This is a genomic window from Frateuria sp. GZRR35, assembly GCF_051900415.1.
Taxonomy (GTDB): Bacteria; Pseudomonadota; Gammaproteobacteria; order Xanthomonadales; family Rhodanobacteraceae; genus Frateuria_A.
This window is the reverse complement of the sequence record NZ_JBHZGL010000005.1, coordinates 166,877-193,851: the sequence shown is the minus strand read 5'-3', so window position 1 is coordinate 193,851 and position 26,975 is coordinate 166,877. Positions and strand designations below refer to the sequence as shown.

General features: G+C 69.3%; 22 protein-coding genes. 12 read left to right on the top strand and 10 right to left on the bottom strand.

The features are described 5' to 3' along the window. Positions 1–127: 127 nt before the first annotated feature. The 4 genes from ACFWZ3_RS08390 to ACFWZ3_RS08375 form a co-directional block, all read right to left on the bottom strand. Positions 128–442, bottom strand: a complete 315-nt coding sequence (locus ACFWZ3_RS08390; protein WP_439707283.1) for a tetratricopeptide repeat protein — start codon at positions 440–442, stop codon at positions 128–130. Further along, positions 439–2,142 (bottom strand): ArnT family glycosyltransferase, encoded by a 1,704-nt coding sequence (locus ACFWZ3_RS08385; protein WP_439707282.1) that lies wholly within the window; start codon positions 2,140–2,142, stop codon positions 439–441. Before ACFWZ3_RS08385 ends, ACFWZ3_RS08390 begins: the two co-directional genes overlap by 4 nt. Before the next feature lie 58 nt (positions 2,143–2,200). Beyond that, a complete protein-coding gene (locus ACFWZ3_RS08380; protein WP_439707281.1) occupies positions 2,201–3,250 on the bottom strand; it encodes a CDP-glycerol glycerophosphotransferase family protein in 1,050 nt (349 codons plus the stop codon). A 62-nt stretch (positions 3,251–3,312) separates the two neighbouring features. Then, the gene (locus ACFWZ3_RS08375) at positions 3,313–4,128 is read right to left on the bottom strand and encodes a glycosyltransferase family 2 protein (RefSeq protein ID WP_439707280.1); all 816 of its coding nucleotides are present in this window, start codon (positions 4,126–4,128) and stop codon (positions 3,313–3,315) included. Positions 4,129–4,418: 290 nt separating this feature from the next. Between ACFWZ3_RS08375 and ACFWZ3_RS08370 the strand changes: the two genes are divergently transcribed. From ACFWZ3_RS08370 to ACFWZ3_RS08355, 4 genes are read left to right on the top strand one after another with little or no spacing between them, the layout of a single operon-like run. After that, positions 4,419–5,624 carry an O-antigen ligase family protein gene (locus tag ACFWZ3_RS08370; protein WP_439707279.1) on the top strand — a complete coding sequence of 402 codons (1,206 nt, stop codon included), beginning with the start codon at positions 4,419–4,421 and terminating at the stop codon, positions 5,622–5,624. A 38-nt stretch (positions 5,625–5,662) separates the two neighbouring features. Beyond that, on the top strand, positions 5,663–6,601 hold the full coding sequence (locus tag ACFWZ3_RS08365) for a UDP-glucuronic acid decarboxylase family protein (RefSeq protein ID WP_439707278.1): 939 nt from the start codon (positions 5,663–5,665) through the stop codon (positions 6,599–6,601). A gap of 1 nt (position 6,602) precedes the next feature. Further along, entirely contained in the window at positions 6,603–7,514 is a 912-nt protein-coding gene (locus ACFWZ3_RS08360; protein WP_439707277.1) for a glycosyltransferase family 2 protein, read from the top strand. A gap of 7 nt (positions 7,515–7,521) precedes the next feature. Further along, positions 7,522–8,367 (top strand): glycosyltransferase family 2 protein, encoded by an 846-nt coding sequence (locus ACFWZ3_RS08355; protein WP_439707276.1) that lies wholly within the window; start codon positions 7,522–7,524, stop codon positions 8,365–8,367. Here the strand turns inward: ACFWZ3_RS08355 and ACFWZ3_RS08350 are convergent. From ACFWZ3_RS08350 to def, 5 genes are all read right to left on the bottom strand, one after another. After that, positions 8,364–9,326 (bottom strand): glycosyltransferase, encoded by a 963-nt coding sequence (locus ACFWZ3_RS08350; RefSeq protein ID WP_439707275.1) that lies wholly within the window; start codon positions 9,324–9,326, stop codon positions 8,364–8,366. The genes ACFWZ3_RS08355 and ACFWZ3_RS08350 overlap by 4 nt on opposite strands. Further along, the gene (locus tag ACFWZ3_RS08345; protein WP_439707274.1) at positions 9,326–11,116 is read right to left on the bottom strand and encodes an ArnT family glycosyltransferase; all 1,791 of its coding nucleotides are present in this window, start codon (positions 11,114–11,116) and stop codon (positions 9,326–9,328) included. Before ACFWZ3_RS08345 ends, ACFWZ3_RS08350 begins: the two co-directional genes overlap by 1 nt. Positions 11,117–11,126: 10 nt before the next feature. Beyond that, a complete protein-coding gene (gene rsmB, locus ACFWZ3_RS08340) occupies positions 11,127–12,431 on the bottom strand; it encodes a 16S rRNA (cytosine(967)-C(5))-methyltransferase RsmB (RefSeq protein WP_439707273.1) in 1,305 nt (434 codons plus the stop codon). 193 nt (positions 12,432–12,624) lie between these two features. Further along, entirely contained in the window at positions 12,625–13,554 is a 930-nt protein-coding gene (gene fmt, locus ACFWZ3_RS08335; RefSeq protein WP_439707272.1) for a methionyl-tRNA formyltransferase, read from the bottom strand. Then, positions 13,551–14,060 (bottom strand): peptide deformylase, encoded by a 510-nt coding sequence (gene def, locus ACFWZ3_RS08330; protein ID WP_439707271.1) that lies wholly within the window; start codon positions 14,058–14,060, stop codon positions 13,551–13,553. The genes fmt and def overlap by 4 nt, the downstream gene beginning before the upstream one ends. 194 nt (positions 14,061–14,254) lie before the next feature. Here def and ACFWZ3_RS08325 point away from each other — a divergent pair, with 194 nt between their 5' ends. The 7 genes from ACFWZ3_RS08325 to ACFWZ3_RS08295 all read left to right on the top strand — a co-directional run bounded on the left by ACFWZ3_RS08325 (position 14,255) and on the right by ACFWZ3_RS08295 (position 24,437). Then, positions 14,255–15,382 carry a LysM peptidoglycan-binding domain-containing protein gene (locus ACFWZ3_RS08325; protein ID WP_439707270.1) on the top strand — a complete coding sequence of 376 codons (1,128 nt, stop codon included), beginning with the start codon at positions 14,255–14,257 and terminating at the stop codon, positions 15,380–15,382. A 79-nt stretch (positions 15,383–15,461) separates the two neighbouring features. Beyond that, a complete protein-coding gene (gene dprA, locus ACFWZ3_RS08320) occupies positions 15,462–16,625 on the top strand; it encodes a DNA-processing protein DprA (RefSeq protein ID WP_439707269.1) in 1,164 nt (387 codons plus the stop codon). Between the two features lie 162 nt (positions 16,626–16,787). After that, positions 16,788–19,289, top strand: a complete 2,502-nt coding sequence (locus ACFWZ3_RS08315; protein ID WP_439707268.1) for a DNA topoisomerase I — start codon at positions 16,788–16,790, stop codon at positions 19,287–19,289. 2 nt (positions 19,290–19,291) lie between these two features. Further along, complete coding sequence (locus ACFWZ3_RS08310; RefSeq protein ID WP_439707267.1) at positions 19,292–19,864, top strand: L-threonylcarbamoyladenylate synthase; 573 nt, start codon at positions 19,292–19,294, stop codon at positions 19,862–19,864. A gap of 134 nt (positions 19,865–19,998) precedes the next feature. Continuing rightward, entirely contained in the window at positions 19,999–21,375 is a 1,377-nt protein-coding gene (locus ACFWZ3_RS08305) for an AMP-binding protein (RefSeq protein ID WP_439707266.1), read from the top strand. 156 nt (positions 21,376–21,531) lie between these two features. Further along, the gene (purD, locus tag ACFWZ3_RS08300; protein WP_439707265.1) at positions 21,532–22,833 is read left to right on the top strand and encodes a phosphoribosylamine--glycine ligase; all 1,302 of its coding nucleotides are present in this window, start codon (positions 21,532–21,534) and stop codon (positions 22,831–22,833) included. 113 nt (positions 22,834–22,946) lie between these two features. Next, a complete protein-coding gene (locus ACFWZ3_RS08295; protein ID WP_439707264.1) occupies positions 22,947–24,437 on the top strand; it encodes a hypothetical protein in 1,491 nt (496 codons plus the stop codon). Between the two features lie 29 nt (positions 24,438–24,466). Here ACFWZ3_RS08295 and ACFWZ3_RS08290 read toward each other — a convergent pair whose 3' ends face one another. Beyond that, positions 24,467–24,880, bottom strand: a complete 414-nt coding sequence (locus ACFWZ3_RS08290) for a TonB-dependent receptor (protein ID WP_439707263.1) — start codon at positions 24,878–24,880, stop codon at positions 24,467–24,469. Positions 24,881–25,096: 216 nt separating this feature from the next. Here ACFWZ3_RS08290 and ACFWZ3_RS08285 point away from each other — a divergent pair, with 216 nt between their 5' ends. Next, positions 25,097–26,971, top strand: a complete 1,875-nt coding sequence (locus ACFWZ3_RS08285; RefSeq protein WP_439707262.1) for an MFS transporter — start codon at positions 25,097–25,099, stop codon at positions 26,969–26,971. Positions 26,972–26,975 lie beyond the last annotated feature (4 nt).

The window sequence follows — 26,975 nt, the reverse complement described above, 5'->3', positions numbered from 1 at the left end:
GAGGGCTTGCGAAAGACTGGCCCCCGCTGCATCCCGCCCAAAGGCGCCCATCCGCCTTGTCGGCATCCTCGCCCCGGGCTCGCGGCGGAGGGCTCGGCCGTTGGGGGGAGGCAGCCCGAAGCCCACCCTACGCGAGGCGGCGAAGGAAGACCGTCATCTCCTTCTCCGCCTGCTTGTCGCCGCGCTGGCTGGCGGCGGCGATGCCCCGGCGCCAGGCTTCGGCGGCGCCGGGGCGATCGTCCATCGCCAGGCAGGCCTTGCCCAGCAGCTTCCACGCGGCCGAGTACGCCGGATCGAAGGCCAACGCCCGGCGCAGCTCGTCGGCGGCCTCGGCCGCCTGTCCTTCGCCGAACAGGGCGTTGCCCAGGGAGAAGCGTAACAGGGCGCCATCACGCGGGCCGCCGCACTGCGCACGCAGGCCGGCGATCGGGGAGGAACTCATGGCAACTGCCGCGAGCGGGCGTCGAGACTGAAGATGCGTGGTGGCTGGGACGGTTCCGGCGGGCGGTGGCCCGCGCGCAGGTCGGCCAGCGAGGTGGCCGGCCAGATCACCACCCAGGAAGAGCGGAACGGCTGGGCGAGTAACGGATAGCGCAGCGCGGTGGCGTCGAGCTTGTCCGGATGGGTCACGATCAGGCCATCGGGATGGGTACGGGCAAACGCCGCGATGGCCTCGTCGCTGTGCAGTTCCTCGATCGGGTGATCCAGCCGCCCGGCGAAATGGAACTGGCCCTCGTAGACGCCGGTGTAGCCGATCGCGCGGTTCTGCACGTCGGCCGCGGCAAGCAGTCGGGTCGCCGGCGTCAGGTCGTAGCGCGGCCACAGGGTCAGCGTGAACAGCGTATTGATCGCCAGCGTGCCCAGCAGTCCGGCGAACGCCAGCCGGCGCATCTCGCCGCGGCCGCGCAGCAGCAGCAACGCGCCCAGCAGCAGGAACACCACGGCGAAGAAGCGGCTGTAGCCGGCGGTGGTATCGAACCACTCGCCGTGCAGCCGCCCGCTCGCGACCAGCCACGGCAACACGAACAGGAACACACCGAAGAGGATGCCGCCGACCGCCAGCGGCCAGGTGCCCAGCCAGCGGTTGTAAGCCAATTCGGGCCGGCGCTCGCGCAGCAGCGCGATGGCGCCGGCCAGCAGCAGCACGGCGCCGGCAAACTCCGGCAGCGGGTAGTAGAGCTGCTTGCCGCTGATCAGCGAGAAGGTCACGAACACCGGCACCACCCAGCACAACGCGAAACGCACGCCGGCATCCAGCGGACGGCGCAGCGAGGCGAGCGCCACCCAGGCCCGCGGCCAGCCACTGAACGGGAACATCAGCAGCGGCAGCGCCAGCACATACCACCACAGCGGTCGCGCATGATCGAACGCATTCACCACGCGCCCGGCGGTCTGTGTGAAGAACAACCGCTGCCGGTACGCCTCGCCGCCGCTGAAGCCGGCCGGCAACGCCCACGCCAGCAGCATGGCAAAACCGAGCAGGAAGCCGAGCAGTCCGCGCCCGTACCAGCGCACGCGATGCTGGTTGGCCCAGTCGTTCCACAAGGGGCCGAGCAGCCACGGGAACACCACGTGCAGGGCCATCACCGGCCCCTTGGTGAGCAGCCCCAGGCCGAGACAGAGGCCGAACAGCCACCAGCGCGGCTCGTCCCGCGTGCGGGTGCGGGTCAGGCACAACAGCGCCGCCAGCGACCACACCGCCAGCAGCACGTCGTACATGATCTGCAGGCCGAACAGGAACGCGTAGGCCAGCGCCAGCAGCATCCAGGGCGCGGCGCGCGCCACCCACGGACGGTCCGGAAACAGCCGCCGCGCCAGCGCCGAGATCAGCACCAGCTGGCTGGCGCCGAAGATCACTTCCAGCACGCGCGGCCACACGTCGCTGACGCCAAAGACGAACCAGCCGGCGTGGATCAGCCAGAACAACAGCGGCGCCTTCTCGCTGTAGGGCGCGCCGTTGTTGTAGGGCACCAGCCAGTGGCCGTGGTTCCACATTTCCCAGGCGACCGCCAGCGTGCGGGTCGAATACAGCGGCATCGGACCGTGCGAGAAGATCGCCAATAGCGCCGCCGCTACCCACAGCGGCAGCCAGGGCCAGAGGGCGCGCAGGTGTTCGGTTCGGCTGTAGGCGTTGGGCGGCACGGGCAGACTCGTGGTGCAGGGAACCCGGATTCTAGCCGGGCCAGACGATCGACGCCGGCTATCGCGGCAGGCGCGCCGGTCCCCAGTAACCGATGCGCCGGCGCAGCTTGAACTTGCGCCAGAAGTTGAGCGGTTTGCGCCTGCGGTTGCGCCCGCCCGAAGCGACGAAGGCGTCGATCGCCGCCAGCACGCGCTCGCTCGCGTGGCCATCGCGGCAGGGATGGATCGCATCGGCATAGTCCTGGATCGCGGCCATCAGCTCGGGCGGCCGCGAAAGCGCACGCTCGATCGCCGGCTCGAACTGCGTCGGGTCGTCGATGTCGATCAGCTGCGGCCCCGGCCGGCGGTTGCGGAACGTGACCACCGGCTTGCCGGTGAGCAGGAATTCGTTGAGTGCCGAGGAAGTATCCGAGCACATCATGTCCACCTGCGTGAACAACTCCAGGATGTTGTCGTTTTCGGCAAAGGTGAGGAAGTCATTCTCCAGCGCCTTGTACCTGGCCACCGTCTCCGGGTTCATCTTGGGATGGAAGGTCACGATCCAGCGCCAGCGGCCATCGCGCGAGAGTCGCCTGACTTCCTCGTACAGGGTTTCGGCCGCACTCCACGAGGGCGAGAAAGTGGAGTGATAGAGGATCACCGGCGGCTGGCGCACCGGCGGAACGGGGCCGGCGATTTCCTTGAGGAAGGGATCGAGCTTCGTCCAGCCGGTCTCGGCCACGCTGAAATGGCCGAGCCGGTCGGCCAGCGCCTGGAACTGGGCGGTGTCGCGCGGGCCGGTGGTGCAGTAGAGATCGAAGAAGCCACGGATATAGATGTGCCGCGGCTTGCCCGCATCGAAACCGTGGAACACCTCCACTTTCACGCCCGGGAAAAAGTGCGGCAGGTGGTTGCCAGGCGTGAGTACCGCCACCGGGTTCCAGCGGCGTACCTCCTCCACGCTCAACAGGCGTTCGTCCGCGCTCAGGTCCTGTGCGCCGGGGCCATCGAAGAACCACGCCGCCTCGTCGCCGCGCGCACGGATTGCGGCCTGCAGCGGGCGCAGGATGGCAAGCGCATAGCGTTCGGAGCCGTAGAGCAGGTAGTGCCGTTTCGGAGGCGTATGCATGTCGGTATCGCAATGGAAAGGAGGATCGTCGGCGGACGAAGACTCGAAGGAGGTGTGCGCGATCAGCGGTCCAGCCCGTGTCGCGACAGCATCGTGCCGGCGCGCGCCACCGAGGGCGGGTTGTGCGTCATCTCGTAGTAGCGCATGCGCTTGTACAGCGCATAGCTCGCCGCCGTCTGCGCGATCATGAAGCCGCGCCAGCCATCGAGGAAGGCGAGCCGCGCGAAGTAGTCCTTCACGAACGCAAGCAGGTACACGAACGGCGCCTGCCACATGCGGACGGGCTTGCCCTTCTCCAACCAGTCGCGGCACTTGAGTTCGGCATAGCGCAGAACCTTCAGCTGCTTGTGCACCAGGGTCGGGTTGTTGACGTGGTCGAACGGCGCGTCGAAGGTGGGCGCCCGGCCGGTGAAGCGCAGCGACTCGTGCACCCGCGCATCGCTCCAGCGCGCGCGGTCGCGGTGGTAAAGGCGGGCCAGCTTTTCGCCCACTGCGGGGCGATACCAGCGCATCGGCCGGCCCATGTAGACCGTGCGCCGGCGCAACCAGGCTGCCGGTGCCTCGCCGGCCATCAGCGCGGGCAGGACCCGTTCCATCTCCGCGATCAGTGCGGGCGACAGGAATTCGTCCGCGTCCAGCACGAGGATCCACTCGTGCGCGCACTGGGTGGTGGCGAAATTGCGCTGCGCGCCGAAGCCCAGCCAGTCCTGATGCACCACGCGCGCGCGATGTGCCTGCGCGATCGCCACGGTGTCGTCGTCGCTCCCCGAATCGACCACCAGCTTCTCGGCCGCGAACGGCACGCTGTCCAGGCAGCGCGCGATGCTGTCGGCTTCGTTGTACGTGATGACGGCGAGCGTGAGGGGCAGGGTCGGCATGGCGGCATTCTAGCGGGCAGGCGCTACGGTCGTTTCCGCCGGCCCATCGTCATTGACGAAACATGAATCGGGTTTATGTTGTGCGACCGCCCGGTGGTATCCGGCGGGTGCCCTTCAGTCGCGCCCAGGCATGATGCGGATGCCGGCGCACGTGGGTACGGGTAGCAAGTGGAGTGACGATGAGGCAAGACGGCAAGGACACGGCGGAAGCGAATGGACGCGATACGTGGGTGCCCTCGCCGGCGCAGCACGCCGGATCAACGGATTTTCCGACCGGAGCGAAGCCGGACATGCGCAACCTGCCCTTGGCCTCCAGTCGATGGGAGAGCGTGATCGGCCTGGGCCTCGGTTGGCTGATGATCGGCATGCTGGTGATGCCGGCGGGTGTGTCCTTCAACCCCGGCCGCCTGTATCAGGTCAGTCTCGTCGTGCTGTTGTACCTGCCCGTGTTCTGCCTGGCGGTTCGCCAGCGCAGCGCGCTCTGGCGTGGACTGTGGCATCAGCCGGCGTTCCGCGCCTTCCTGTTGCTGGTGGCCTGGGCCACGCTGTCGATGTGCTGGGCGCAACAGGATCGGCCGGGCGACGAGTTCGGGCGCATCGTCAGCGTGGTGTTGTTCGTGCTCGGTTGCCAGTTGTGGGGCGGCGAGCGGACGGCGCGTATGGAGATGCTGTTGACCGCGGTGGGTTGGGCCATGGCGGTGACCGCGCTGGCCTACAGCATGGTCTTTCTGCGCGCGCCACACCCCGAGGACCTCGACCAGGCGCGCATCGCCGGCGAAGGCGTGATCGCTACCTCGAACTATGCCGCCGCAGCCATGGGCGCGGCCTGCGTGTGGTTGGCGCAATTGCCCGGCCGGGGGCGTGCGTGGCGGGTGGCGAGCATGGGGGCGTTCATGGCGCTACTGCTGTTCGTCGCGCTCACCCAGTCGCGCAGCGTGTGGCTGGCGCTGGCCGCCTGCGCCCTTGCAACGCCACTGTGGCAGCGCAGCCGCGCGGGCGTGCTGGTGGCGGCGCTGGTGGCGGTGGCGGTGCTGGTGCTGAGCGTGGTCGCACTGGCCTGGCCTTTGCCGGTGCTGATGGAGCGCGGGGCTTCCTACCGGCCGCAGATTCTGTTGAAGGCGCTGCACCTGATTGCGGCACATCCCTGGCTGGGGCTGGGCCAGGGCACGGATTTCACCATCGTGGTGGGTGGCCAGCACCTTACCCACAGCCACAACGTGCTGACCCAGGCGGCGATCCTGCTTGGCCTGCCGGGGCTTGCGGTGATGGCGGTGATGTGGGCGCTGGTGGCCTGGAGCGGCTGGCGGCACCGTAGCGAACCGCTGGGTCGCGTGACGCTGGGACTGTGGGTGTATGCCAGCGTGGCGCTGCAGTTCGATATGCCGCAGCTGCTGGACAGTCCGCGTCCGGGCTGGCTGCTGATCTGGTTGCCGTTCGCGCTGGCGCTGGGCCTGGAGGCGCGCACGCGGCGCGCGGCGCCGGCTCGCCTACACTAGGCGGCCGGCGCACGGCGCAGCTCAACCCACGAGGACGCATGAACAAGGTACTGGTCACCGGCGGCTCCGGTTTCCTCGGCTCGCACCTGTGCGACCGCCTGCTGGCCGATGGCCACGACGTGCTGTGCGTGGATAACTTCTTTACCGGCAGCAAGCGCAACGTGGCGCACCTGCTGAACCATCCGTACTTCGAGCTGATGCGCCACGACGTCACCTTCCCGCTGTACGTGGAAGTGGAGCGCATCTTCAACCTGGCCTGCCCGGCCTCGCCGGTGCACTACCAGCACGATCCGGTGCAGACCACCAAGACTTCCGTGCACGGTGCCATCAACATGCTGGGCCTGGCCAAGCGGGTGAAGGCGCGCATCCTGCAGGCCTCCACCAGCGAGGTGTATGGCGACCCGGAAGTGCACCCTCAGCGCGAGGAGTACTGGGGCCGGGTCAACCCGATCGGCTTCCGTTCCTGCTACGACGAAGGCAAGCGCTGCGCCGAGACGCTGTTTTTCGACTACCACCGCCAGCACGACCTGGACATCAAGGTGGTGCGCATCTTCAACACCTACGGTCCGCGCATGCATCCCAACGATGGCCGCGTGGTGAGCAATTTCATCGTGCAGGCGCTCAAGGGCCAGGACATCACCATCTACGGCGATGGCAGCCAGACGCGCAGCTTCTGCTACGTGGACGACCTGATCGAGGCCTTCGTGCGCATGATGGAATCGCCGCGCGGCTTCACCGGCCCGGTGAACATCGGCAACCCCGGCGAGTTCACCATGCTGCAATTGGCCGAGAAGGTGCTGTCGCTGGTAGGCGGCAGGTCGAAGCTGGTGTTCCGCCCGCTGCCCGCCGACGACCCGCGCCAACGCCAGCCCGACATTGCGCTGGCGCAGGAGAAGCTGGGCTGGCAGCCCAGGGTGGGGCTGGAGGACGGCCTGAAGGAAACCATCGCCTACTTCCGCCGGCTGCTGGAGGCCTGAGGTGGACGCGCCCACGTTCTCGGTCGTCGTCACCAGCTACAACTACCGCGACTTCGTGGCCGAGGCGGTGGACGGCGCACTGGCGCAGACGCATGCCCCGCTCGAGGTGATCGTGGTGGACGACGGTTCCACCGACGGCTCGCCCGACTATCTGCGCGGATGCTACGGCAGCGAGCCCCGCGTGAAGCTGCTGTGCGGCGAGAACGGCGGCCAGCTCGCCGCCTTCCAGCGCGGCCTGGCGGCGGCCCGCGGCGAGGTGGTGTGCTTTCTGGACGCCGACGATCGCTGGGGGCCGGACTACCTGCGCCAGCTGGCCGCGCTGTTCGCCGCGCGCCGCGACATCGACTTCGTGTTCTCCGACGTGCGCCTGGTCGGCAACGAGTCGGGCACACAGGGTTATGCGAAGGAAGCGGTGGACCTCGGCTACACCGTGCTGGGCACCTGGGTGCACGCGCGCTGGTACGGTGCGCCCACCTCGGCGCTGGCGCTGCGCCGCGGACTGGCTGCGCGGGTGCTCGACCTGCCGCCCGGGTTTGTGGCGAACTGGCGCATCAGCGCCGACAACTGCCTGGTGTTCGGCGCCAGCCTGCTCGGCGCGAAGAAATACTTCTTGCCGACCGGCAACGTCGACTACCGCATCCACGGCCGCAACGGCTGGTGGCACGAGCAGGCGCGCATGCGCGAGTTCGCCGCCCAGTTCCGCTCGCGTTGCCTGATCAACCACTACGCCGCACTCATGCACCTGGACGCACACGTGCTGGACCTGGCCAAGTCCGAGTTCAAGACCCGCGAGCGCCCGACCTGGGCCGAGGCCCGCCTGTACGCGGGCATCGCCATGCGTGGGCCGTCGCCGTGGCGCAAGCGCGTCGAGCGCGCGCTGGCCATCCTGCGCCGCGGCCTGCGCGGGCGTTGAGGAAGCCATGCGGGTCAGCGCCATCGTCCTCACCTACAACTGGCCAGCCGCGCTCGAGCGCGTGCTGGCCAGCCTGGCGGCGCAGGTGCGGCTTCCCGACGAGGTGATCGTGGCCGACGACGGCTCGGGCGCGGAAACCCGCGCGCTGGTCGAGCGCATGGCGCGCGGTTTCCCGGTGCCGTTGCGCCACCTGTGGCAGGAGGACAAGGGCTTCCGCGCCGCGCGCGCGCGCAATCGGGGCATCGCCGCCTGTCACGGCGACTACGTGATCCTGATCGATGGCGACATGCTGCTGCATCCCCATTTCGTGGCCGATCACCGGATGCTGGCCGAGCCCGGCTTTTTCCTGCAGGGCGGGCGCATCAAGGCCACCCGCGAGGAAACCGCGCGCCTGCTGGCCGGGGCAGCGCCGGTGTTCGCGCCGTGGTCGCGTGCGGATTTCCACGAGTTCGACGGCAGCAAGCGCCTGTATGCGTTCCGCCAGCCGCAACTGGCGCGCTGGAAGGCGCGCTCCAGGAGCGGCGGCCGGGTGATGAGCTGCAACATGAGCTTCTGGCGCGACGATCTGCTGTGCGTCAACGGCTTTGACGAGCGCATGGAAGGCTACGGCGCCGAGGACCGCGAGCTGGTGGCGCGGCTGGAGAACGCCGGCCTGCGCCGCCGTGCGTTGAAGTGGGCGGCGCTGGCGGTGCATCTGTGGCACGACTCGCGTGCCCAGCCCGACGTGAACGACCTGAGCCTGCCGAACAACCGCCTGTTCCACGCCACCCGCACAGAGGGCGTCGTGCGCTGCGAGCATGGCATCGATGGCCATCTTGCGGAGTTTGCGCGGGCGGATCGCCCGGACGGCTAAACGGCGCCGAGCGCCGCCTTCAGACGTGCCCCGAAGGCGGCACGTTCGGTGTCGTACCAGTCGCGCGCGGCAGTACCCAGCGCAGCGGCCTCGGTTTCCGGCATCGCCACGCAGCGCTCGATGGCCCGCTCCATGTCCGCGCCGGCGAAGCCGTACAGCGTGGCCAAGTCCTGCGAGCCCGTCGCCGTCGCCGGTACCAGCACGCCGCGTTCGGCCGTCACCAGCTCGTTCATCGGCTCGGCGTCGAGCGTTACCACCACCGCGCCGCAACTCATCGCCTCGACCAGGTGGTGGCCGTAGCCCTCGGTCTGCGAGGGACACAGGTGGAAACGATGCGCGTTCTGCAACTGCCGGTAGGCGTCGTCGTCGAGGTGTTCGCGGATCAGGTGGACGTTGGCCGGCAGCGTGTCCAGTTCGACGCGCTTGCGCCGCCAGGCGACGGTGAGCGTGGGCCATTCGGGGTGCGCGGCCCACAGTTTCAGCAGCGCCGCAGTGCCCTTGTTGTTGCTGCGGCCCGGGCCGTGGAAGAAGGCCTGGCGGCGCGGCACCGCGGGGTCCCGCCGGTCGGGGCTGGTGAAGCCGATGTAGCGCACCGGCATGCCCAGCGCCGCGAACAGGCGTTCGGCATGGCGGGTCTTGACCCATGCCTCCTCGACGCGAGCCAACGCAGCGCGGTCCCGCGCGCGGAAGTATTCGGGATTGGGCACCAGCACGTTGTGCCGCGCCGCGCGTGCGAATTCCGGCCGTACGCGCTCCAGCATCAGGGTGAAATCGAACGCGGGCGCACGACCGGCCAGGCGTGCGCGGGTCAGCCACTCGGCGACGCGGCCGCGGTGCGGCAGCGCGGTCGTGCGCACCGCGGCGCCGGCCTCTTCCAGTGCAGCGGCGAGCAGGGCCATGTCGCGACTGAGGCCGGCGCCGTTGTCGCGCGCCAGCAGCTGGATGCGAGGAGCGGCCATCAAGGACCGACCGGTGCGGGGGCTTCCGGCGCCGGGACGGCGCCGGCATCGGCATCGTCGTCCGGCAACTCATCCACTGCGGCGCTGGGTACGCAACCGGGCACCACCGCGTCGGCCTTGAACATCCACCAGTCGCGCTGGTTGGCGTGGCCGAGGTAGATCGCCCGGGTGCGGTCCACGCAATCGCCCATGGCCGGCTGCTGCACGAACAGCCAGCGCGTGGCCGGCGCCTGCGCCTGCCACTGCGTGGCGCGGGCGAATTGCAGGTGCCAGGGCACCTTGAAGCCGAAGTCGACGGCGGGGTGGTCCAGCATCAGCAGGTTCTGCTCCTTCCAGGCCACCAGGCCGAGCTCGTCGCCGGGGGCGAGGTGGCTGCGCACGTCCCGCATCAAGCCGGCCGACGAGCTGGAATCATTCAGCTGCGGCACCGCCCAGTAGCCCCAGGCTAGCCACAGTGCGGCCATGCCGCCGCACACGGCCCAGACCGCACGGCGCACGCGCAGCGTGGCGACCAGCACCAGCTGCACCGCGCCCAGCACCACGCACATCCACCACAACGCGGCACCGCCGTTGGCCAGGTCGCGGCGGGCGACGAACTGCGCCACCTTCGGCGAGTGCGAGTGCAGCGCCCACAGGCCCAGCCCGAGCATCGCGGCGCCGAGCACGGCGATGAACAGCAGGCCCATCACGCGCAGCCAGCGCCTGGGCAGCAGTTCGTCCAGGAACGGTGCGGTGGCCAGTGCCAACATCGGCAGCGCGGGCATGACGTACACGTCGCGCTTGCCCGGCGAGGCGCTGAAGAACAGCAGCACCAGCACCACCCAGCAAAGCGGCAGCAGCACGCGGGCGTCGTGTTCGCGCAACCGCTGCCACCAGCGCGGTACGCTGCCGGCGTAGGTCAGGGACAGCGGCAGCCAGCTGAACAGCACGATCGGCAGGTAGTACCACCACGCGTGGATGTGATGCCACGCATTGGCGTAGCGGTGGGCGGTCTGGCGGAACAGGATGTCGTGCACGTAGGCCGGGTAGGCAGGCATGTCGGCGCGTGCGTGCGCCGTCAGCAGCATCGGCGCCAGCCAAAGCGCGATCGCCGCCAGCACCGCCACCAGCCCCAGCACCCAGCGCCACCATGCGCCGCGACCGGGCCGCGCCACGCCGTCCCAGCCGCGCCAGGCGGCCCACGCATAGGGCAGCAACATGAACAGCGCGATGAAGCCCACGCCCTTGGTGATCACGCCCAGGCCGGCGCAGAAGCAGCCCAGCCAGAACATGGGCCAGTTCGCGCTTGCGCCGGTGTCCGCTGGCGCCAGCAGATGCCGCAGCAGGCCCCAGTTCGCCGCGGTGATGAAGAACATCACCAGCGGATCGATTTGCGCGCGCTGGCTCTGGTAGACGAACTGGAACGCCAGCAGCAGTCCGCCCGCCGCGTACAGGCCGGTGCGCCGGTTCCACAGTCGCCGGCCAAGGTCGTAGACCAGCAGCAGCGTGCCCAGCCCGGCCAGCAGCGAGGGCAGCATGAAGGCAAGGCGCCAGCTGCGCACCAGCTCGAAGCTGGCGGCCTGAAGCCACATCAGCATGGGTGGCTTGTCGGCGTAGAGCTCGCTGCCGCGGTGCGGGAACAGCCAGCCGCCGCTTTCCACCATCTGTTTGGCGGCCAGCGTGAAGCGCGGTTCGTCCGACGGCCAGGGATCGCGCAGGCCGATGCCGGCGCCGAGGATCACCAGTGCGATCAGAAGCAACAGCCAGAAACGGCGGCGCTCCTGCGGCGTGGCCGGGGAAAAAGCGGGCATGGCGGGGTTCTCAGCGCGGGGCAGATTTTTCGATGACCGCATAGTACATACCGTCCAGATCCCCATCGCCGGGCAGGATCTGCCAGCCGACCGCGGCGGCCTGGCCCTCCGGCAGGGTGAACGGCAGCGGGCGGGCGTCAGGCCCGGTGGCGAGCAGGGATTGCACGGCCGCCTCGTTCTCCGCGCGCAGCAGCGAGCAGGTTGCGTAGACCAGTTTTCCGCCCGGCTTGAGCAGCGGCCACAGCGCGCCGAGGATGCGCTGCTGCAGCGTGGCGAGCGTCGGGATGTCGCTTTCGCGGCGGTGCAGCCGTACGTCCGGTCGTCGGCGCAGCACGCCGGTGGCCGAGCAGGGTGCATCGATGAGGATGCGATCGTACGGCTCACCGTCCCACCACGCGGCGGGCGTGGCGGCGTCTCCGGCGACGAGGTCCGCATGCAGGCCGAGGCGGTCGAGGTTCTGGCCGATCCGGCGCAGGCGCGCGGGATCGGAGTCCAGCGCGGTAAGCGCCAGATCGGTGCGTTCGAGCAGGTGGCAGGCCTTGCCGCCCGGCGCGGCGCAGGCATCGAGCACGCGTTGGCCCGGTCGGGCGTCGAGCAGGTCGGCGGCGACCTGGGCGGCGCCGTCCTGCACCGCGAACAGGCCCTCGGCAAAGCCGGCGAGGCGGGTGACATCGCCACTGTGCGGCAGCACGATGGCGTCGGTGAGCCAAGGGTGGGCTTTGGCCGTCTGGCCGTCCGCGTGCAGGCGTTCGAGCAGCGCCTCGCGCGTGGTGCGGCGGCGGTTGGCGCGCAGCATGAGCGGCGGCTCGAGGTTGTCGGCGGCAAGCACCGCGTCGGACGACTCCGGCCAGTCGCGGGCGATGGCGTTAGCCAGCCAGACCGGGTGCGCGTGGCGGGTCGGCGGCGCGGCGTCGAGTGCAGCCAGCAGGCCGATGCGTTCGCGCTGCCAGCGGCGCAGCACGGCGTTGACCAGCCCGGCCAGGCGCGGGCGCTTGAGCGCACGGGTGGCCTCGACGGTGGCGGCGACCGCGGCGTAGTCCTGCAGTCCGAGGACCTCAAGCTGTACCAGCCCCAGTACCAGCAGCGCGTGGATCTGTGGCTCCTTGCGGCGCAGCGGCTGCTCGAGCAGGCGGTCGAGCGCCGGGTCGAAACGCAACCACCAGCGCGCGCCCTCGCTGAGCAGGGCCATCAGCAGGGCGCGGTCGCGCGGGTCGGGCAGCTTGGGCGCGTGGCGTTCCATCGCCTCGCGCAGCGAGGTGCCTCGCAGTGCGATCTCGGCGAGTGCGGTGGCGGCCAGGGCGCGGGTATCGGCCATCACCGATACCTGCTCCCTCTCCCCGCCGGAGAGAGGGCTGGGGTGAGGGGCCGGGGCTTGCCCGAAACTCCGCCGGAACGACAGCCTTTTATCAGCCACACCTTGCCCATCTTTCCCCGCAAGCCTTGGCCCTTCACCCCAACCCTCTCTCCCATCTTTGATAAAGGCCGGGGGAGAGGGAGCGAGTACGCGTTCACTTCGTGGCTCCGCGCAGTTCCGGGCGGGCGTTGAGGTAGTCGGCGGCGCTGATGCGCTTGCCGCCTGGGCGCTGCACCGCGGTCACCCGCAAAACGCCTTCGCCGCAGGCCAGTTCGATGCCGTCGCGGCCGGCCGCCATCACGGTGCCGGGCGTGGCGCCGTGCTGGCGATCGACGGCACGCGCACTCCATATCCGCAGGTTTTCACCGGCGATCACCCCCTCCGCCACCGGCCACGGATCGAACGCACGCACGGTGCGCTCCAGCTCGATCGCCGGTCGCGCGAAATCCAGCTTCGCCTCGGCCTTGTCGAGCTTGTGCGCGTAGGTCACGCCCTCGTCCGGCTGCGGCGTGGCGACCAACGCCTCGCCGGCAAGCGTGCGGCGCAGGCCGTCGGCGAGCACCTCGGCACCCAGCATCGACAGGCGGTCGTGCAGCGTGCCGCCGGTGTCATCCGGAGCGATCGGCGTGCGCTTTTCCAGCAGCACCGGGCCGGTGTCCAGCCCGGCTTCCATGCGCATCAGGTCCACGCCGCTCTCGGCATCGCCGGCGAGGATCGCGCGCTGGATCGGTGCCGCACCGCGCCAGCGCGGCAGCCGGCTGGCATGCACGTTCCAGCAACCCAGCCGTGGGATGGCCAGCACCTTGCGCGGCAGAATCAGCCCATAGGCGACCACCACCATCAGGTCCGGCGCGTAGCCGGCCAGCGTGGCCTGGGCTTCGGGCGACTTCAGCGTTTCGGGTTGCTCGACCGGCAGGCCGGCAGCCAGTGCCGCCTGCTTCACCGGGCTGGGCGCGAGCTTGCGACCGCGACCGGCGGGGCGATCAGGCTGGGTATAGACGGCCACCACCTGCGCGCCGCTGGCGCGGCAGGCTTCCAGGCAGGGAACGGAAAACTCCGGCGTGCCGGCGAAGACGATCCTCAAGCGCTCGCCGCCTGCTTGCGCTGCTTTTCCATGCGCTTGAGCAGCATGTTGCGCTTGAGCGGCGACAGGTAATCGACGAATACCTTGCCGGCCAGGTGGTCCAGCTCGTGCTGGATGCACACCGCCAGCGGGCCTTCGGCCTCCACCGTGAATGCCTTGCCATCCACATCCTGCGCCTTGACCGTGACCTTCAGCGCCCGGGTGACGTCGGCATAGATGCCGGGGAAGGACAGGCAGCCCTCCTGGTACACCTGGGTGCCTTCTTTGCCGACGATCTCGGCGTTGATCAGCGCCAGCGGCTGGTTGCGCTCCTCGCTCATGTCGGCCACCAGCACGCGCTTGTGCACGTTGACCTGGGTCGCGGCCAGGCCCACGCCGTTGGCGTCGTACATGGTCTGGAACATGTCGGCGACGAACTGCTTCAGCTCGGCGTCGAACGCGGTCACCGGCGCGGCCTGGGTACGCAGGCGGGGATCGGGGAATTCAAGGATGGTCAGCACGGACATGATTCGTTACCTCGGGGCGCCGTCGAAGATGCGGGCGAATCGTCGTAACGAAAGCCCCGGCGCAAACTAGAATGGGCCTCATTGTACGGCGGCAAGCTCCCGTGCGGCAGGCGATTTTGCCAACTGCTCCCGGTTGCGGGTCTTCACCATTCGGTTACACTCGCCCGAGCCTCGGGGTAGGGGAATCTGAGCACATGATCAAGAAGTCCATCGGGCTGCTGGCCGGCATGCTGGTCACCGTGGCCGTGTACGCCGCCGGAGCGCAGTTGCGCGCCGATCATCCCGATACCTACACCGTGCGCCGCGGCGACACGCTGTGGGACATCTCGGCCAAGTTCCTGTCCAAGCCGTGGCTGTGGCCGGAGATCTGGCAGGCCAATCCGCAGGTGCGCAACCCGCACCTGATCTACCCGGGCGACGTGCTCAACCTGTCCTTCATCAACGGGCCGCGGGTCAAGCTCGAACCGAGCGTGCACCGCGAGGCGGACGCCATTCCGGCGATCCCGCTCGACCAGTTGCGCCTGTTCCTCAAGGACATGCGCGTGATGGATGCGGACGAGGTCAAGTCCTCGCCCTACATCGTGGGCTTCGAGGAAGCGCGCCTGCGTGGCGCGGTTGGCCAGAACCTGTACGTGCGCGGCCTGAAGGCCGAGCCGGGCCAGCGCTTTGCGATCGTGCGTCCGACCCACGCCTTCCGCAGCTATGCCGCCGGCGATGGCGACAACACCGAAGAAGAGGTGCTCGGCCATACCCTCGACAACGACGTGTCCATGATGAACACGCCGTGGGAAGAGGACTTCCGCGACGACGGCCACTATGGCGAGGGCGACCCGCTGGGCGTGGAAGTCAGCGTGATCGGCACGGCCGAAGTGCTGCGCGGGGGCGATCCGTCCACCCTGCTGCTGCTCGATTCCACCCAGGAAATCCGCAGCGGCGACCGCGTGCTGCCGCTGGATGGTCCGGCCTACGATCCCTACTACTACCCGCACGCCCCGCGTTCGGTCCCGGCCAACGCCCGCGTGATCGCCTTCGCCGATGCCATGGACGCGGCCGGCCCGCGCCAGGTGGTGGCGTTGTCGATCGGTGCGAAGGACGGGGTGGACAACGGCCAGACCTTTGCCCTCTTCCAGCCCGGAGAGTCCATCCATGACGACGTCGCCAGCAGCAGCTGGAGCCGTGGCAGCGGCGAGCGCGTGACCTTGCCGGACGAGTTCGTCGGCCATGTGATGGTCTTCCGCACTTTCGATCGCGTGAGCTACGGCCTGGTGATGGACGGCCTGCGCCCGGTGCATCGCGGCGACCGCCTGGTGATGCCGGAGTAACCCCGCTTCGGGGTTATCCCACACGACGGCGCGGCCTTGGCCGCGCCGTTTTTCGTTGGGGCCGACCTAAACTGGCCGGATGAGTGACACGGATGCACTTCGCGCCTGGCTGATCTTGCTGCGCACCCCGGGCCTGGGGCTGGCCTCGCTGCGCGAGCGGCTGGCCGCAGCCGGCGACATCGAGGAGGTGCTGGCCGAGCTGCAGCACACGCCGACGGGCCTTGGCGCATCCGCCGGTGCCTGGCTCAAGCGCCCGGACGAGGCGCGGCTGGCGGCGGACCTGGCCTGGCTCGACAACCCCGGCCGTCGCCTGCTGTGCTGCACCGATGCCGACTTCCCGCCGCTGCTGGGCCACATCCCGCAGCCACCGGTGGCGCTGTTCGTCGACGGCGACACGGCGTTGCTGCTGCATCCGCAGGTGGCCATCGTCGGTGCGCGCGGCGCCACCGCCGGCGGCCTGGCGCACGCGCGCCACTTTGCCTCGGCGCTGGCGCAGGCCGGTTTCGTGATCACCAGCGGCATGGCCGACGGCGTCGACGGCGCTGCACACGCCGCTGCGCTGGCCGCCAAGGCGCCGACCATCGCGGTGGTCGGTACCGGTCCCGATCGCGTCTATCCGCGTAAACACCACGCGCTGGCGCAGGCCATCGCCGCCCGTGGTGCGGTGGTCAGCGAGTTCCCGCCGGGCACCGCGCCGCGGGCAGACCACTTCCCGCGCCGCAACCGCCTGATCGCCGGGTTGTCGCTGGGTACGCTGGTGATCGAGGCGGGGTTGAAGTCCGGTTCGCTGATCACCGCGCGACTGGCCGGCGAACAGGGGCGCGAGGTTTTCGCCCTGCCGGGCTCGGTGCAGAACCCGCTGGCAAGGGGCTGCCACCGGCTGATCCGCGAGGGCGTGCGGTTGATCGAGGAGCCGGGCGAACTCATCGAGGCACTGGTGCCGGCGGCGCGCGCGCTGGGTGTGGAGCTTGCCGCCCGGCTGGCGGAGCGCCCGGTGTCCGGAGCACCGGCCTCCGGAACACCGGCCTCCGGAACACCGGCGCCCGACACGCCAACCGCGTCGCCCGCCCGTCCGGAACACCATCGCCTGCGCCAGGCCATGGGCCACGATCCGGCCACGCTCGACGAGCTGGCGGGCCGCACCGGGCTGGCCCCGGCGGCGTTGTCCTCCATGTTGCTGATGCTCGAGCTCGAAGGGCAGGTGGAAAGCCTGCCGGGCAATCGTTACCACTGCGTGGCCTGACCGGCAGGCGCGCCCTGCGCCGCCGGCCGAGCCCCGCGAAAACCGCGCCGCATCGCGGTTTCACGCGATCCGGCTTGACAGTTCCGGCGAGCGCATGGCTCAACTAATAAAGAGTGTGCCCGCCAGACCGGCGGCACGGACGTCCCCGGAACCCCCCGCCCCATGGCCAAAAACCTCCTCATCGTCGAGTCGCCCGCCAAGGCCAAGACGATCAACAAATACCTCGGCAACGACTTCCAGGTCCTGGCCTCCTACGGCCACGTGCGCGACCTGAAGCCCAAGGAGGGCGCGGTCGACCCGGACAACGGCTTCGCCATGAAGTACGAGGTCATCGAGCGCAACGAGAAACACGTCGACGCGATCGCCAAGGCGGCCAAGGCGGCCGACGACATCTACCTCGCGACCGACTTGGATCGCGAAGGCGAAGCGATCTCCTGGCATATCAGCGAGATCCTCAAGGAGCGCGGCCTGACCGAAGGCAAGCGCATGCACCGGGTGGTGTTCTCCGAGATCACGCCCAAGGCGATCAAGGCGGCGGTTGCCGCGCCGCGCGACCTTTCCTACGACATGGTCGACGCGCAGCAGGCGCGCCGCGCGCTGGATTACCTGGTCGGCTTCAACCTCTCGCCGGTGCTGTGGCGCAAGGTGCAGCGCGGCCTCTCCGCCGGCCGCGTGCAGAGCCCGGCGCTGCGCATGATCGTCGAGCGCGAGGAAGAGATCGAAGCCTTCGTCGCCCGCGAGTACTGGACCGTCGAGGCGAAGCTCAAACATGCCGACGGCGACTTCGGCGCGCGCCTGACCCGGCTCAACGGCAAGAAATTCGAACAATTCGACCTCACCAACGAGGCCGACGCGATGGCCGCGCGCGGTGTGCTGAAGGACGCCGCGCAGGGCCGGATGACCGTCAGCGAGGTCACCTCGAAGGAACGCAAGCGCCGGCCGGCGCCGCCGTTCACCACCTCGACCCTGCAGCAGGAAGCCGCGCGCAAGCTCGGCTTCTCCACCAGCCGCACGATGAAGGTCGCCCAGGGCCTGTACGAGGGCGTCGGCCTGGGCAGCGAGGGCAACGTCGGCCTGATCACCTACATGCGTACCGACTCGACCGCACTCTCCAACGAGGCGACCGACGAGCTGCGCGCGCTGATCGCCCGCGACTTCGGCCGTGGCGCGCTGCCCGACGGCGTGCAGGTCTACCGCACCAAGTCCAAGAACGCGCAGGAAGCGCACGAGGCGATCCGCCCGACCTCCGCCATGCGCACGCCGCGCCAGGTCGCCGCCTTCTTGAACGAGGAGCAGCGCAAGCTGTACGAGCTGATCTGGAAGCGCACCGTCGCCTGCCAGATGATCCACGCCACCCTCAACACCGTGTCGGTCGACTTCGACCTGCCCAACGCCGCGGGCGGTCCCGCCGCGTTCCGCGCCACCGGCACCACCGTGGTCGATCCGGGCTTCCTGGCCGTGTACGAGGAAGGCCGCGACCAGAAGAGCGCCGAGGACGACGAGGAAGGCCGCCGCCTGCCGCGCATGGAGAAGGGCGAGCAGGTCGCGCTTTCGGACATCCTGGCCGATCAGCATTTCACCGAGCCGCCGCCGCGCTATTCCGAAGCGAGCCTGGTCAAGGCGCTGGAGGAGTACGGCATCGGCCGTCCGTCCACCTACGCCAGCATCATCCAGGTGCTGCAGAACCGCGAGTACGTGTTCCTGGACAGCCGCCGCTTCAAGCCGACCGACGTCGGCCGCGCGGTGGGCAAGTTCCTCACCCAGCACTTCAACCAGTACGTCGACTACGACTTCACCGCGAAGCTCGAGGACGAGCTGGACGCGGTCAGCCGCGGCGAGGAAGCCTGGGTGCCGCTGATGGAGCGCTTCTGGCAGCCGTTCAAGACCCAGGTCGAGGAGAAGACCGAGTCGGTCGACCGCAGCGAGGCGACCGGCGCGCGCGAGCTGGGCATCGATCCGAAGAGCGGCAAGCCGGTGTCCGTGCGGCTGGGGCGCTATGGGCCGTATGCGCAGATCGGCGACAAGGACACCGACGAGAAGTTGCAGTTCGCCAGCCTGCGCCCCGGCCAGAGCATGCACACCATCACGCTCGAGGAGGCGATGGAGCTGTTCAAGCTCCCGCGCCAGCTCGGCCAGTCCGAGGCCGGTGAGGACGTGAGCGTGGGCATCGGCCGCTTCGGCCCGTTCGTCAAGCAGGGCAGCACCTACGCCTCGCTCAAGGCCGAGGACGATCCGTACACGATCGAGCTGCCGCGCGCGCTGCAAATCGTGCGCGAGAAGCTGGAGATGCTCGCCAACCGCGTGATCACCGACTTCGGCAACGGTGTGCAGGTACTCAACGGACGCTACGGGGCGTACATCACCGACGGCGAGAAGAACGCGCGCATCCCCAAGGACACCGAGCCGAAGGACCTGACCGAAGCGCAGTGCCTGGAGCTGCTGGCCGCCGCGCCGGTCAAGAAGGGCCGCTTCGCGCGCAAGGGCGCCACCAAGCAGGCAGCGGCAAAGAAGGCGCCCGCGGCAAAGAAGGCGGCACCGAAGAAAGCCGCAGCCAAGAAGGCGCCGGCGAAGAAGACCGCGGCCAAGAAAACGGCGGCCAAAAAAACCGCTTCCAAGAAGACCGCGAGCAAGAAGGCGGCCGCGAAGAAGACCGCTGGCGCCTGATCGTGACCGAACGTTTCTCCCTCTCCGACTGCGACGCTGCCGTTGCGCTGATGCGGCGCGGTGGCGTACTGGCCTATCCGACCGAAGCGGTCTACGGCCTGGGTTGCGACCCGCGTGACCAGGACGCTTTCGAGCGCCTGTTCGCGCTCAAGCAACGCCCGCCCACCCAGGGCGTGTTGCTGATCGCCGCCGACTTCGCCCAGGTCGAGCGCTACATCGACCTGGCCCGCGTGCCGGCCGAGGTGCTGGTGCAGGTCAAGGCGAGCTGGCCGGGCCCGAACACCTGGATCTTCCCGCGCACCGCGGAAGTACCGGATTGGGTCGCCGGTGCGCATGCGGGCATCGCGTTGCGCGTCACCGCCCACGAACCGGCTGCCGCGCTGTGTCGCGCCTGGGGCGGCGCGCTGGTGTCGACCAGCGCCAATCCGCACGGTTCGCCACCGGCGCGCAGCGCACAGCAGGCGCTGGAATACTTTGGCGACGCCCTGGACGGCGTGCTCGATGCCCCGCTCGGCGGCCAGGAGCGCCCGACCGTGATCCGCGATGCCCTCACCGGCGCTATCATCCGCGCCTGAGCGTCCAGGGGGCGCCGCGGGCCCGTTGGACGGCCCACGGCCGGACAGCAGCACACACGCGCTTCACGCCGGCTTGCAACGGCCGGTCGCCATGCTGTGTGCGTCTGGCGCATGGCGAACTGGGAGATAGCGGCTTGGCCATCGTTTACGACACGTTCCAGCGCGAGGCGCCGCAGCGCCTGGCGCTGCTGCACGCGGACACGCCGGAGCGCGTGCTGGCCTGGCGCGATGGCGCGCCGGTCAGCGCCGCCCGGTTCCTGGGCCACGTGCGCCAGGTGGCGGCCACGCTGCCCGGTGCCGGTGCGGCGGTGAACCTGTGCGAAGACCGCTACGCCTTCCTGGTCGCCTTCTGCGCCATCGTGCTGCGCGGCCAGACCAACCTGCTGCCTTCCTCGCGCGCGCCGCAGGCGGTCGACGAGGTAATGGCCGCACACCCGGGTTGCTATGCGCTGGGCGAGCAGGCGCTCGATCCGGCTCCCACCGGCTACCACCGCATGCCGGCGTTGACTGCCGAGGCGCTGGACGAGGAGGTCGAGAGCTGGCCGCAGATCCCGGCAGACCAGGTCGTGGCGATCGGCTACACCTCCGGTTCCACGGGCGTGCCCAGCGCCAACCTGAAGACCTGGCGCAGCTTCCACGCGAGCAATGCGGGCAACCTTTCGATGTTGCGCACGGCCGTGGGCGAGCGCTTCGCCGTGGTCGCCACGGTGCCGCCCCAGCACATGTACGGCATGGAGATGAGCGTGCTGCTGCCGCTCCTGGGTGGCATCGGCGTACATGCAGGACGGCCGTTTTTCCCGGCCGACGTCGCCTCGGCGCTGGCCGAGGTGCCGGAGCCGCGCGTGCTGGTGACCACCCCGGTGCACCTGCGCGCGCTGGTCGAATCGGGCATCACGCTGCCGCCGCTGGCCGCCATGGTGTCGGCCACCGCGCCGATGCCGACCGAGCTGGCGCAGGCGGCGGAAGCGCGCTTCGGTGCGCCGCTGCTGGAAGTGTTCGGCTCGACTGAAACCTGCGTGTTCGCCAGTCGCCGCACCACGTCCGAGGAGGACTGGACGCTGTATCCGGACGTCCATCTCCACCCGCAACCGGATGGCACCCAGGTCGACGCGCCGCAACTGGACGCGCCACGGCTGCTGGCCGACATCGTCAGCCTGTCCACCGACGGCCGTGTCTTCCGCCTGCGCGGGCGCCAGGCCGACATGCTGGAGATCGCCGGCAAGCGTGCCTCGCTGGGCGACCTCACCCGTCGCCTGCTGGCCATCCCCGGCGTCGAGGACGGCGTGGTGTTCCAGCTCGATGGTGGCGACGCGCTCGGCGTGCACCGCATCGCCGCGCTGGCGGTAGCGCCGGGGCTGGACGAACACACCATCCTCGACGCGCTGCGCCGGGCGATCGATCCGGTGTTCCTGCCGCGACCGCTGCTGAGAGTCGCCGCATTGCCGCGCAACGAGACCGGCAAGCTGCCGCGCGCCGCGCTCCTGGCGCTGCTCGAGCGCCATCACGCCTGATTCCGCTCCCCTTGCAGGAGCCCGCTCGCGGGCGATGCTCGCCCCGCCCGGTGTGAGGCAAGGCATCGCCGCGCAAGCGGGCTCCTACAGGACGGCGCCCGGCCGCTACAATGCGCGCCTGCGCCGCGGGGCGCGCGACTTGGCTTCGGAGAGCGCATGAAGGTTCTGGTGATCGGCAGCGGCGGGCGCGAGCACGCACTGGCGTGGAAGCTCAAGCAGTCGCCGCGGGTCAGCGAGGTGATCGTCGCGCCCGGCAACGCGGGTACCGCGCGCGAGCGCGGCGTGCGCAACGCCGAGGTGGCGATGAACGACCTCGACGGGCTGCTCAAGCTGGCCAAGGCCGAGAAAGTCGAGCTCACCGTGGTCGGTCCCGAAGTGCCGCTGGTCGCCGGCGTGGTCGACCGCTTCCGCGCCGCCGGGCTGCGCATCTTCGGGCCGCGTGCGATCGCCGCGCAGCTGGAAGGCTCCAAGGCCTTCGCCAAGGATTTCCTGCTCCGCCACAACATTCCGACCGCGCGCTACGCGGTGTTCAACGAGCTCAACGCCGCGCTCGCCTACGTGCGCGAACAGGCCCATCAGAGCAGCGGCGCGCCGATCGTGATCAAGGCCGACGGCCTGGCCGCCGGCAAGGGCGTGGTGGTGGCGCTGACCCTGGCCGATGCCGAGCAGGCGCTGCACGACATGCTGGGAGGCCACATGTTCGGCAACGCCTCGGCGCGCGTGGTGATCGAGGAGTTCCTCGAGGGCGAGGAAGCCAGCTACATCGTGATGAGCGACGGCAGCCACGCGCTGCCGATGGCTTCCAGCCAGGACCATAAGCGTCGCGACGAGGGCGACCTGGGACCCAACACCGGCGGCATGGGCGCCTACTCGCCGGCGCCGGTGGTCACGCCGGCGGTCGAGCAGCGCATCCTCAAGGAAGTGATCGAGCCGACCTTGCGCGGCATGGCTGCCGAGGGCGCGCCGTTCATCGGCTTCCTCTACGCCGGGCTGATGATCGACAAGGCCGGCACGCCGAAGGTCATTGAGTTCAACGTGCGCTTCGGCGACCCGGAAACGCAGCCGATCATGCTGCGCCTGAAGTCCGACCTGGTCGAGTTGATTGAAGCGGCGCTGGACGGCGAGCTGCACCACACCCGCGCGCAATGGGACAGCCGCCCCTCCATCGGCGTGGTGGTCGCTGCCGAGGGCTATCCCGGCCGCGTGCGCAGCGGCGATCCGATCGGTGGCCTCGATGCCGCGTTCGATCCGACGGTAAAGGTGTTCCATGCCGGTACGAAGCTCGACGAGCAGGGCCGCGCAGCGACCGCCGGCGGACGCGTGCTGACCGTCTGCGCGTTGGGTAGCGACCTGGCCGTGGCGCGGGAACACGCCTACGAGGCGGTTTCCAAGATCCATTTCAACGGTGCGTTCTGTCGCCGCGATATCGCGCACCGGGCGCTGCGGCGCGCGGGCTGAACGGTGGGTCGCCGAGCGCCACACCGCGCGTGGCGTATATATAGCCGCACGCTCGTCGCTTACCCCAGGCTCCGTCTGGAAACGGCGAGCCAAGCGTCATGGCGGCAAAGGGAATGACCGATCAAGTGCTCGACCATCGGCGATCGATCCTGCGCGTCGGCATCGCGTTGTTGGGTGTCTCGGTCCTCCTCATGTGGCTGCCGGCGTTGCGCACGCCCTTCTGGGGAGACGATTACCTCTACATCTACGGCGCCCATGCGACGAACGCCTCGTCGGCGCCTTGGTGGTCGGACTTCGTGCCGAGGGTGCTCCCCAGGTTCTGGCGGCCGCTCTCCCAGGAAGGCTACTGGCGCCTGATCGACGGGGTGCTGCACGACAGCCCGTTGGCCACCCACGCGGTGAGCCTGGCCCTGCACCTGCTGGCGAGCGCGGGTGTCTTCCTTCTGGCGCTTGCCATCGGTCGTGCCTGCAAGTGGAGCGCGCCCCGGCTGACCGCGGCACTGGCGGGGGTCATCTACGCCGGGCTGGGCATGCACATGCTTCCGGTGCACTGGGCGGCGGCGGTCAACAACTCGTTGCTGACGTTGTTCACCACGTTGTGCCTGGCCGCCTGGGTCGAGGCAGCCAGCGCGGAAGGCTTGCGCCGCGCCCTGTGGCTGGCAAGCATGCCGCTGTCGCTGGCGCTTGCGTTGTTGAGCAAGGAATCGGCCGCGATGACGGTGGCCCTGATGGTGGTCGTGCGGCTGTTCACCGGGCAGCTGCGCGTGCGCGCCGGCGAGGTCGTTGCGATCCTCGCTTGCGCAAGCGTCACCGCGATCTGGCTGGTGCTGCGCGCGCACTTCGCGGCACAGGTCGATGCGGCCTACGAACTGACGTTCGGTCGCAACGTGGTTCGCAACATGGTTGCGTTCGCCGGCTGGATGGCCGGTGTTCCGCGCGAGGCCGTGCGCATGGCCGTCGGCGGCGACCGCTGGCGCGCCCTGGCGTGGATGGCGCTGACGGCACTGCCCTTGCTGGCCGCTTCGGCGATCGCCTGCTGGCAAGGTCGTTCGTTGCTGCGTGCGCGCCAGTGGCTTGCCATCGTGCTCTTTGCCGGTATCGCCTACGGTCCGTATTTCCTGCTCGCGTGGAACAGCTACCCGTATTACGCGGCGATCGCCGCGATCTTGCCCGCGATCGTGCTGGCGCACTGTTCGGCGGCCAGTCCGCGGGTGGCGATCATTCTTGGGTTGCTGGCGCTCTCCTCATGGTCGGCGGTCGAGGGGACGCGCCAGCTGGATCACCCGGGCCTGATCGGGCGTGCCCATTGGGGTGAGCGCCTGCTGGAGGATTTGGCGCGTCGAAACGTCCAACCGCCGTTGTGGGTTGCCGTCCGCGATGACCACCGCTTTTACGCGGTCGGGCAGTACGGCCTGGCGTGGCGCCTGCAGCTTCCGGTGGACAGCATCCACCTGGCCGGACAATGCCCGGCCACCGCCCGCCAGTGCCTGAGGATCGATGACGATGGCGCGTGGCACCTGGAGGGTTCCGCTCATCCCTCGGTGCCGATGCCGGGTGGGGCGCACCAGGAGTCTGGCGACAGGAAACTTTCGAGGCCGCTTTGAAGCCCTGAACGTTTCTGCCGCCCAGGCTTCTAGATCGCTGCCTTGTCCGTGGGTGATCGTCCGACCACCGTCGCGGTGCCAGGGCGCACCACCATGTAGAGCATCAGCAGCATGCCCAGCAGCACGCCGACCGAACCGATGCCCAGCAGCGGTTCCAGCGTCTCCTCGCCGGCCTTGCCGCCATAGAGCAGGAACAGGCCGGTCAGCAGCAGGATGGCCGCCAACTGGTGCAGCACGAACTGGGTCAGGGCCAGCGCGCGGCGCGGCGCATCCAGCCACAGCCGGTGGATGAGCCCGTAGACCAGCGAGAGCACGAAGCCGACCAGCAGCACGTGCGCGTGTGTCACCAACTGCCCATGGTTGTGCGAGGCGGCCATGTAGATGCCCAGCGCCATGCCGATGGCGGCATAGCACAACGCCCAGACCAGATATCTCCGGCTCATGTCCATCGCTTTTCCCCCGCTCGAAACGCAGGCACCAGGTCGGCGGGCGCCGTGTGCGCCGCGGAAGGCCTCACTGGCACGGGATACGGCCAGGCCACCCCCCGGTGGCAACCTCCGCGCGCCGAAGGTATGCCCATCGCGGCCTCCCCGCAACGAGGCGGTGGCCAAAGGCGGCTTTCACGCTAGGCTAGCGCCAGCTCTCAGCCCAGGACCCGCATGAGCCAATTCGCCTTGCTCGGCCAGCGCCGCTTCGCCCCGTTCTTCTGGACCCAGGCGCTGGGCGCGTTCAACGACAACGCCTTCCGCAACGCGTTGGTGATGCTGGTGGCGTTCCAGATGGGGCTGGACGACAAGAGCGTGTCGCTCTACACCAACCTGGCGCCGGCGCTGTTCATCCTGCCGTTCTTCCTGTTCTCGGCCACCGCCGGGCAGTTGGCGGAGAAATACGAGAAGACGCGCATCATCCGCGCGGTGAAGTTGTTCGAGATCGGTGCGATGGCGCTGGCGGCGATCGGCTTCCACACGCACGACACCACGCTGTTGCTGGTGGTGCTGTTCCTGATGGGGCTGCACTCGACCACCTTCGGGCCGATCAAGTACGCGATCCTGCCGCAGGCGCTCAAGCCCGGCGAACTGGTCGGCGGCAACGGGCTGGTGGAGATGGGGACGCAGCTGGCGATGCTGGTCGGCATGATCGCCGGCAATTCGCTGATGCTGGTCGCCGGTATCGGGCCGTGGCTCGCCTCGGCCGCGACGATCGCGGTGGCGGTGGCCGGTTATCTGGCCAGCCGGCGCATCCCGGCGGCGCCCGCGACCGCGCCGGATCTGAAATTCAACTGGAACCCGCTGAGCGAGACCGCGCGCGTTCTCGGGATCGTGCGGCGCGACCGTGCGGTGTTCAATGCGGTGCTGGGCATCTCCTGGTTCTGGTTCTTCGGCACGGTACTGATCGCGCAGTTGCCCAACTACACGCGCGAGACGCTCGGCGGCGACGGTTCGGTCAACACGCTGGTGTTGACCCTGTTCTCGATCGGCACCGGCGTGGGCGCGTTGCTGTGCGAGCGGATGTCGGGCAGGCGCGTGGAGATTGGCCTGGTGCCGCTGGGCGCGTTTGGCCTGACCGTGTTCGGCGTGGATCTCTACTTCGCGCGGCACGGCGCGGCGCTGGCGCAGGGGCTGGATTGGCTGGCCTTTCTGCAGGCTGCCGGCAGCTGGCGCGTGGCGCTGGATCTGACCTTGATCGGCGTGTTCGCCGGCTTCTATGTGGTGCCGCTGTTCGCGTTCGTGCAGGCACGCGCGCCGCGCGAGCAGCTCTCGCGCGTGATCGCCGGCAACAACATCGTCAACGCGCTGCTGATCGTGCTGGCGGCCGGTTTCGGGCTGGGCATGGGCGCGCTGGGTTTCGATGCGGTGGAGACCTTCCTTGGCGCGGCGCTGCTCAACGTAGCGGTGGCGGCGTACATCTTCACGCTGGTGCCCGAGTTCCCGATGCGTTTCATCACCTGGGTGCTGGTCAACACGCTCTACCGCGTGCGCGTGGAAGGCATGCGCCACGTGCCGGAGGAGGGGCCGGCGCTGCTGGTGTGCAACCACGTAAGCTTCATGGACCCGCTGCTGCTGATGGCGAACCTGCGCCGCCCCGCGCGCTTCGTCATGTACTACCGGATCTTCAACATCCCGCTGCTGCGCTTCGTCTTCCGCACGGCCAGGGCGATTCCGATCGCCGGCCAGAAGGAGGACCCGGCGGTGCTGGCGGCGGCCTACGAGGCGATCGACCAGGCGCTCGCCGCCGGTGAAGTGGTGTGCATCTTCCCCGAGGGCGGGCTCACCCGCGACGGTGAGATCGGACCCTTCCGGCCGGGTGTGTTGCGCATCCTCGAATGGCGGCAGGTGCCGGTGGTGCCGATGGCGCTGCGTGGTTTGTGGGGCAGCGTGTGGAGCCGGCGCGACACGCGCCTGGGACGGGCGCGCCTGCCGCGGCGTTTCCGCGCGCGGGTGGAGCTGGTGGTGGATGCACCGGTGATGCCGGAACAGCTGCGGCTGGACGCGCTCGAAGCGCGCGTGCGCGAGTTGCGTGGCACGCTGGCCTGAGGCC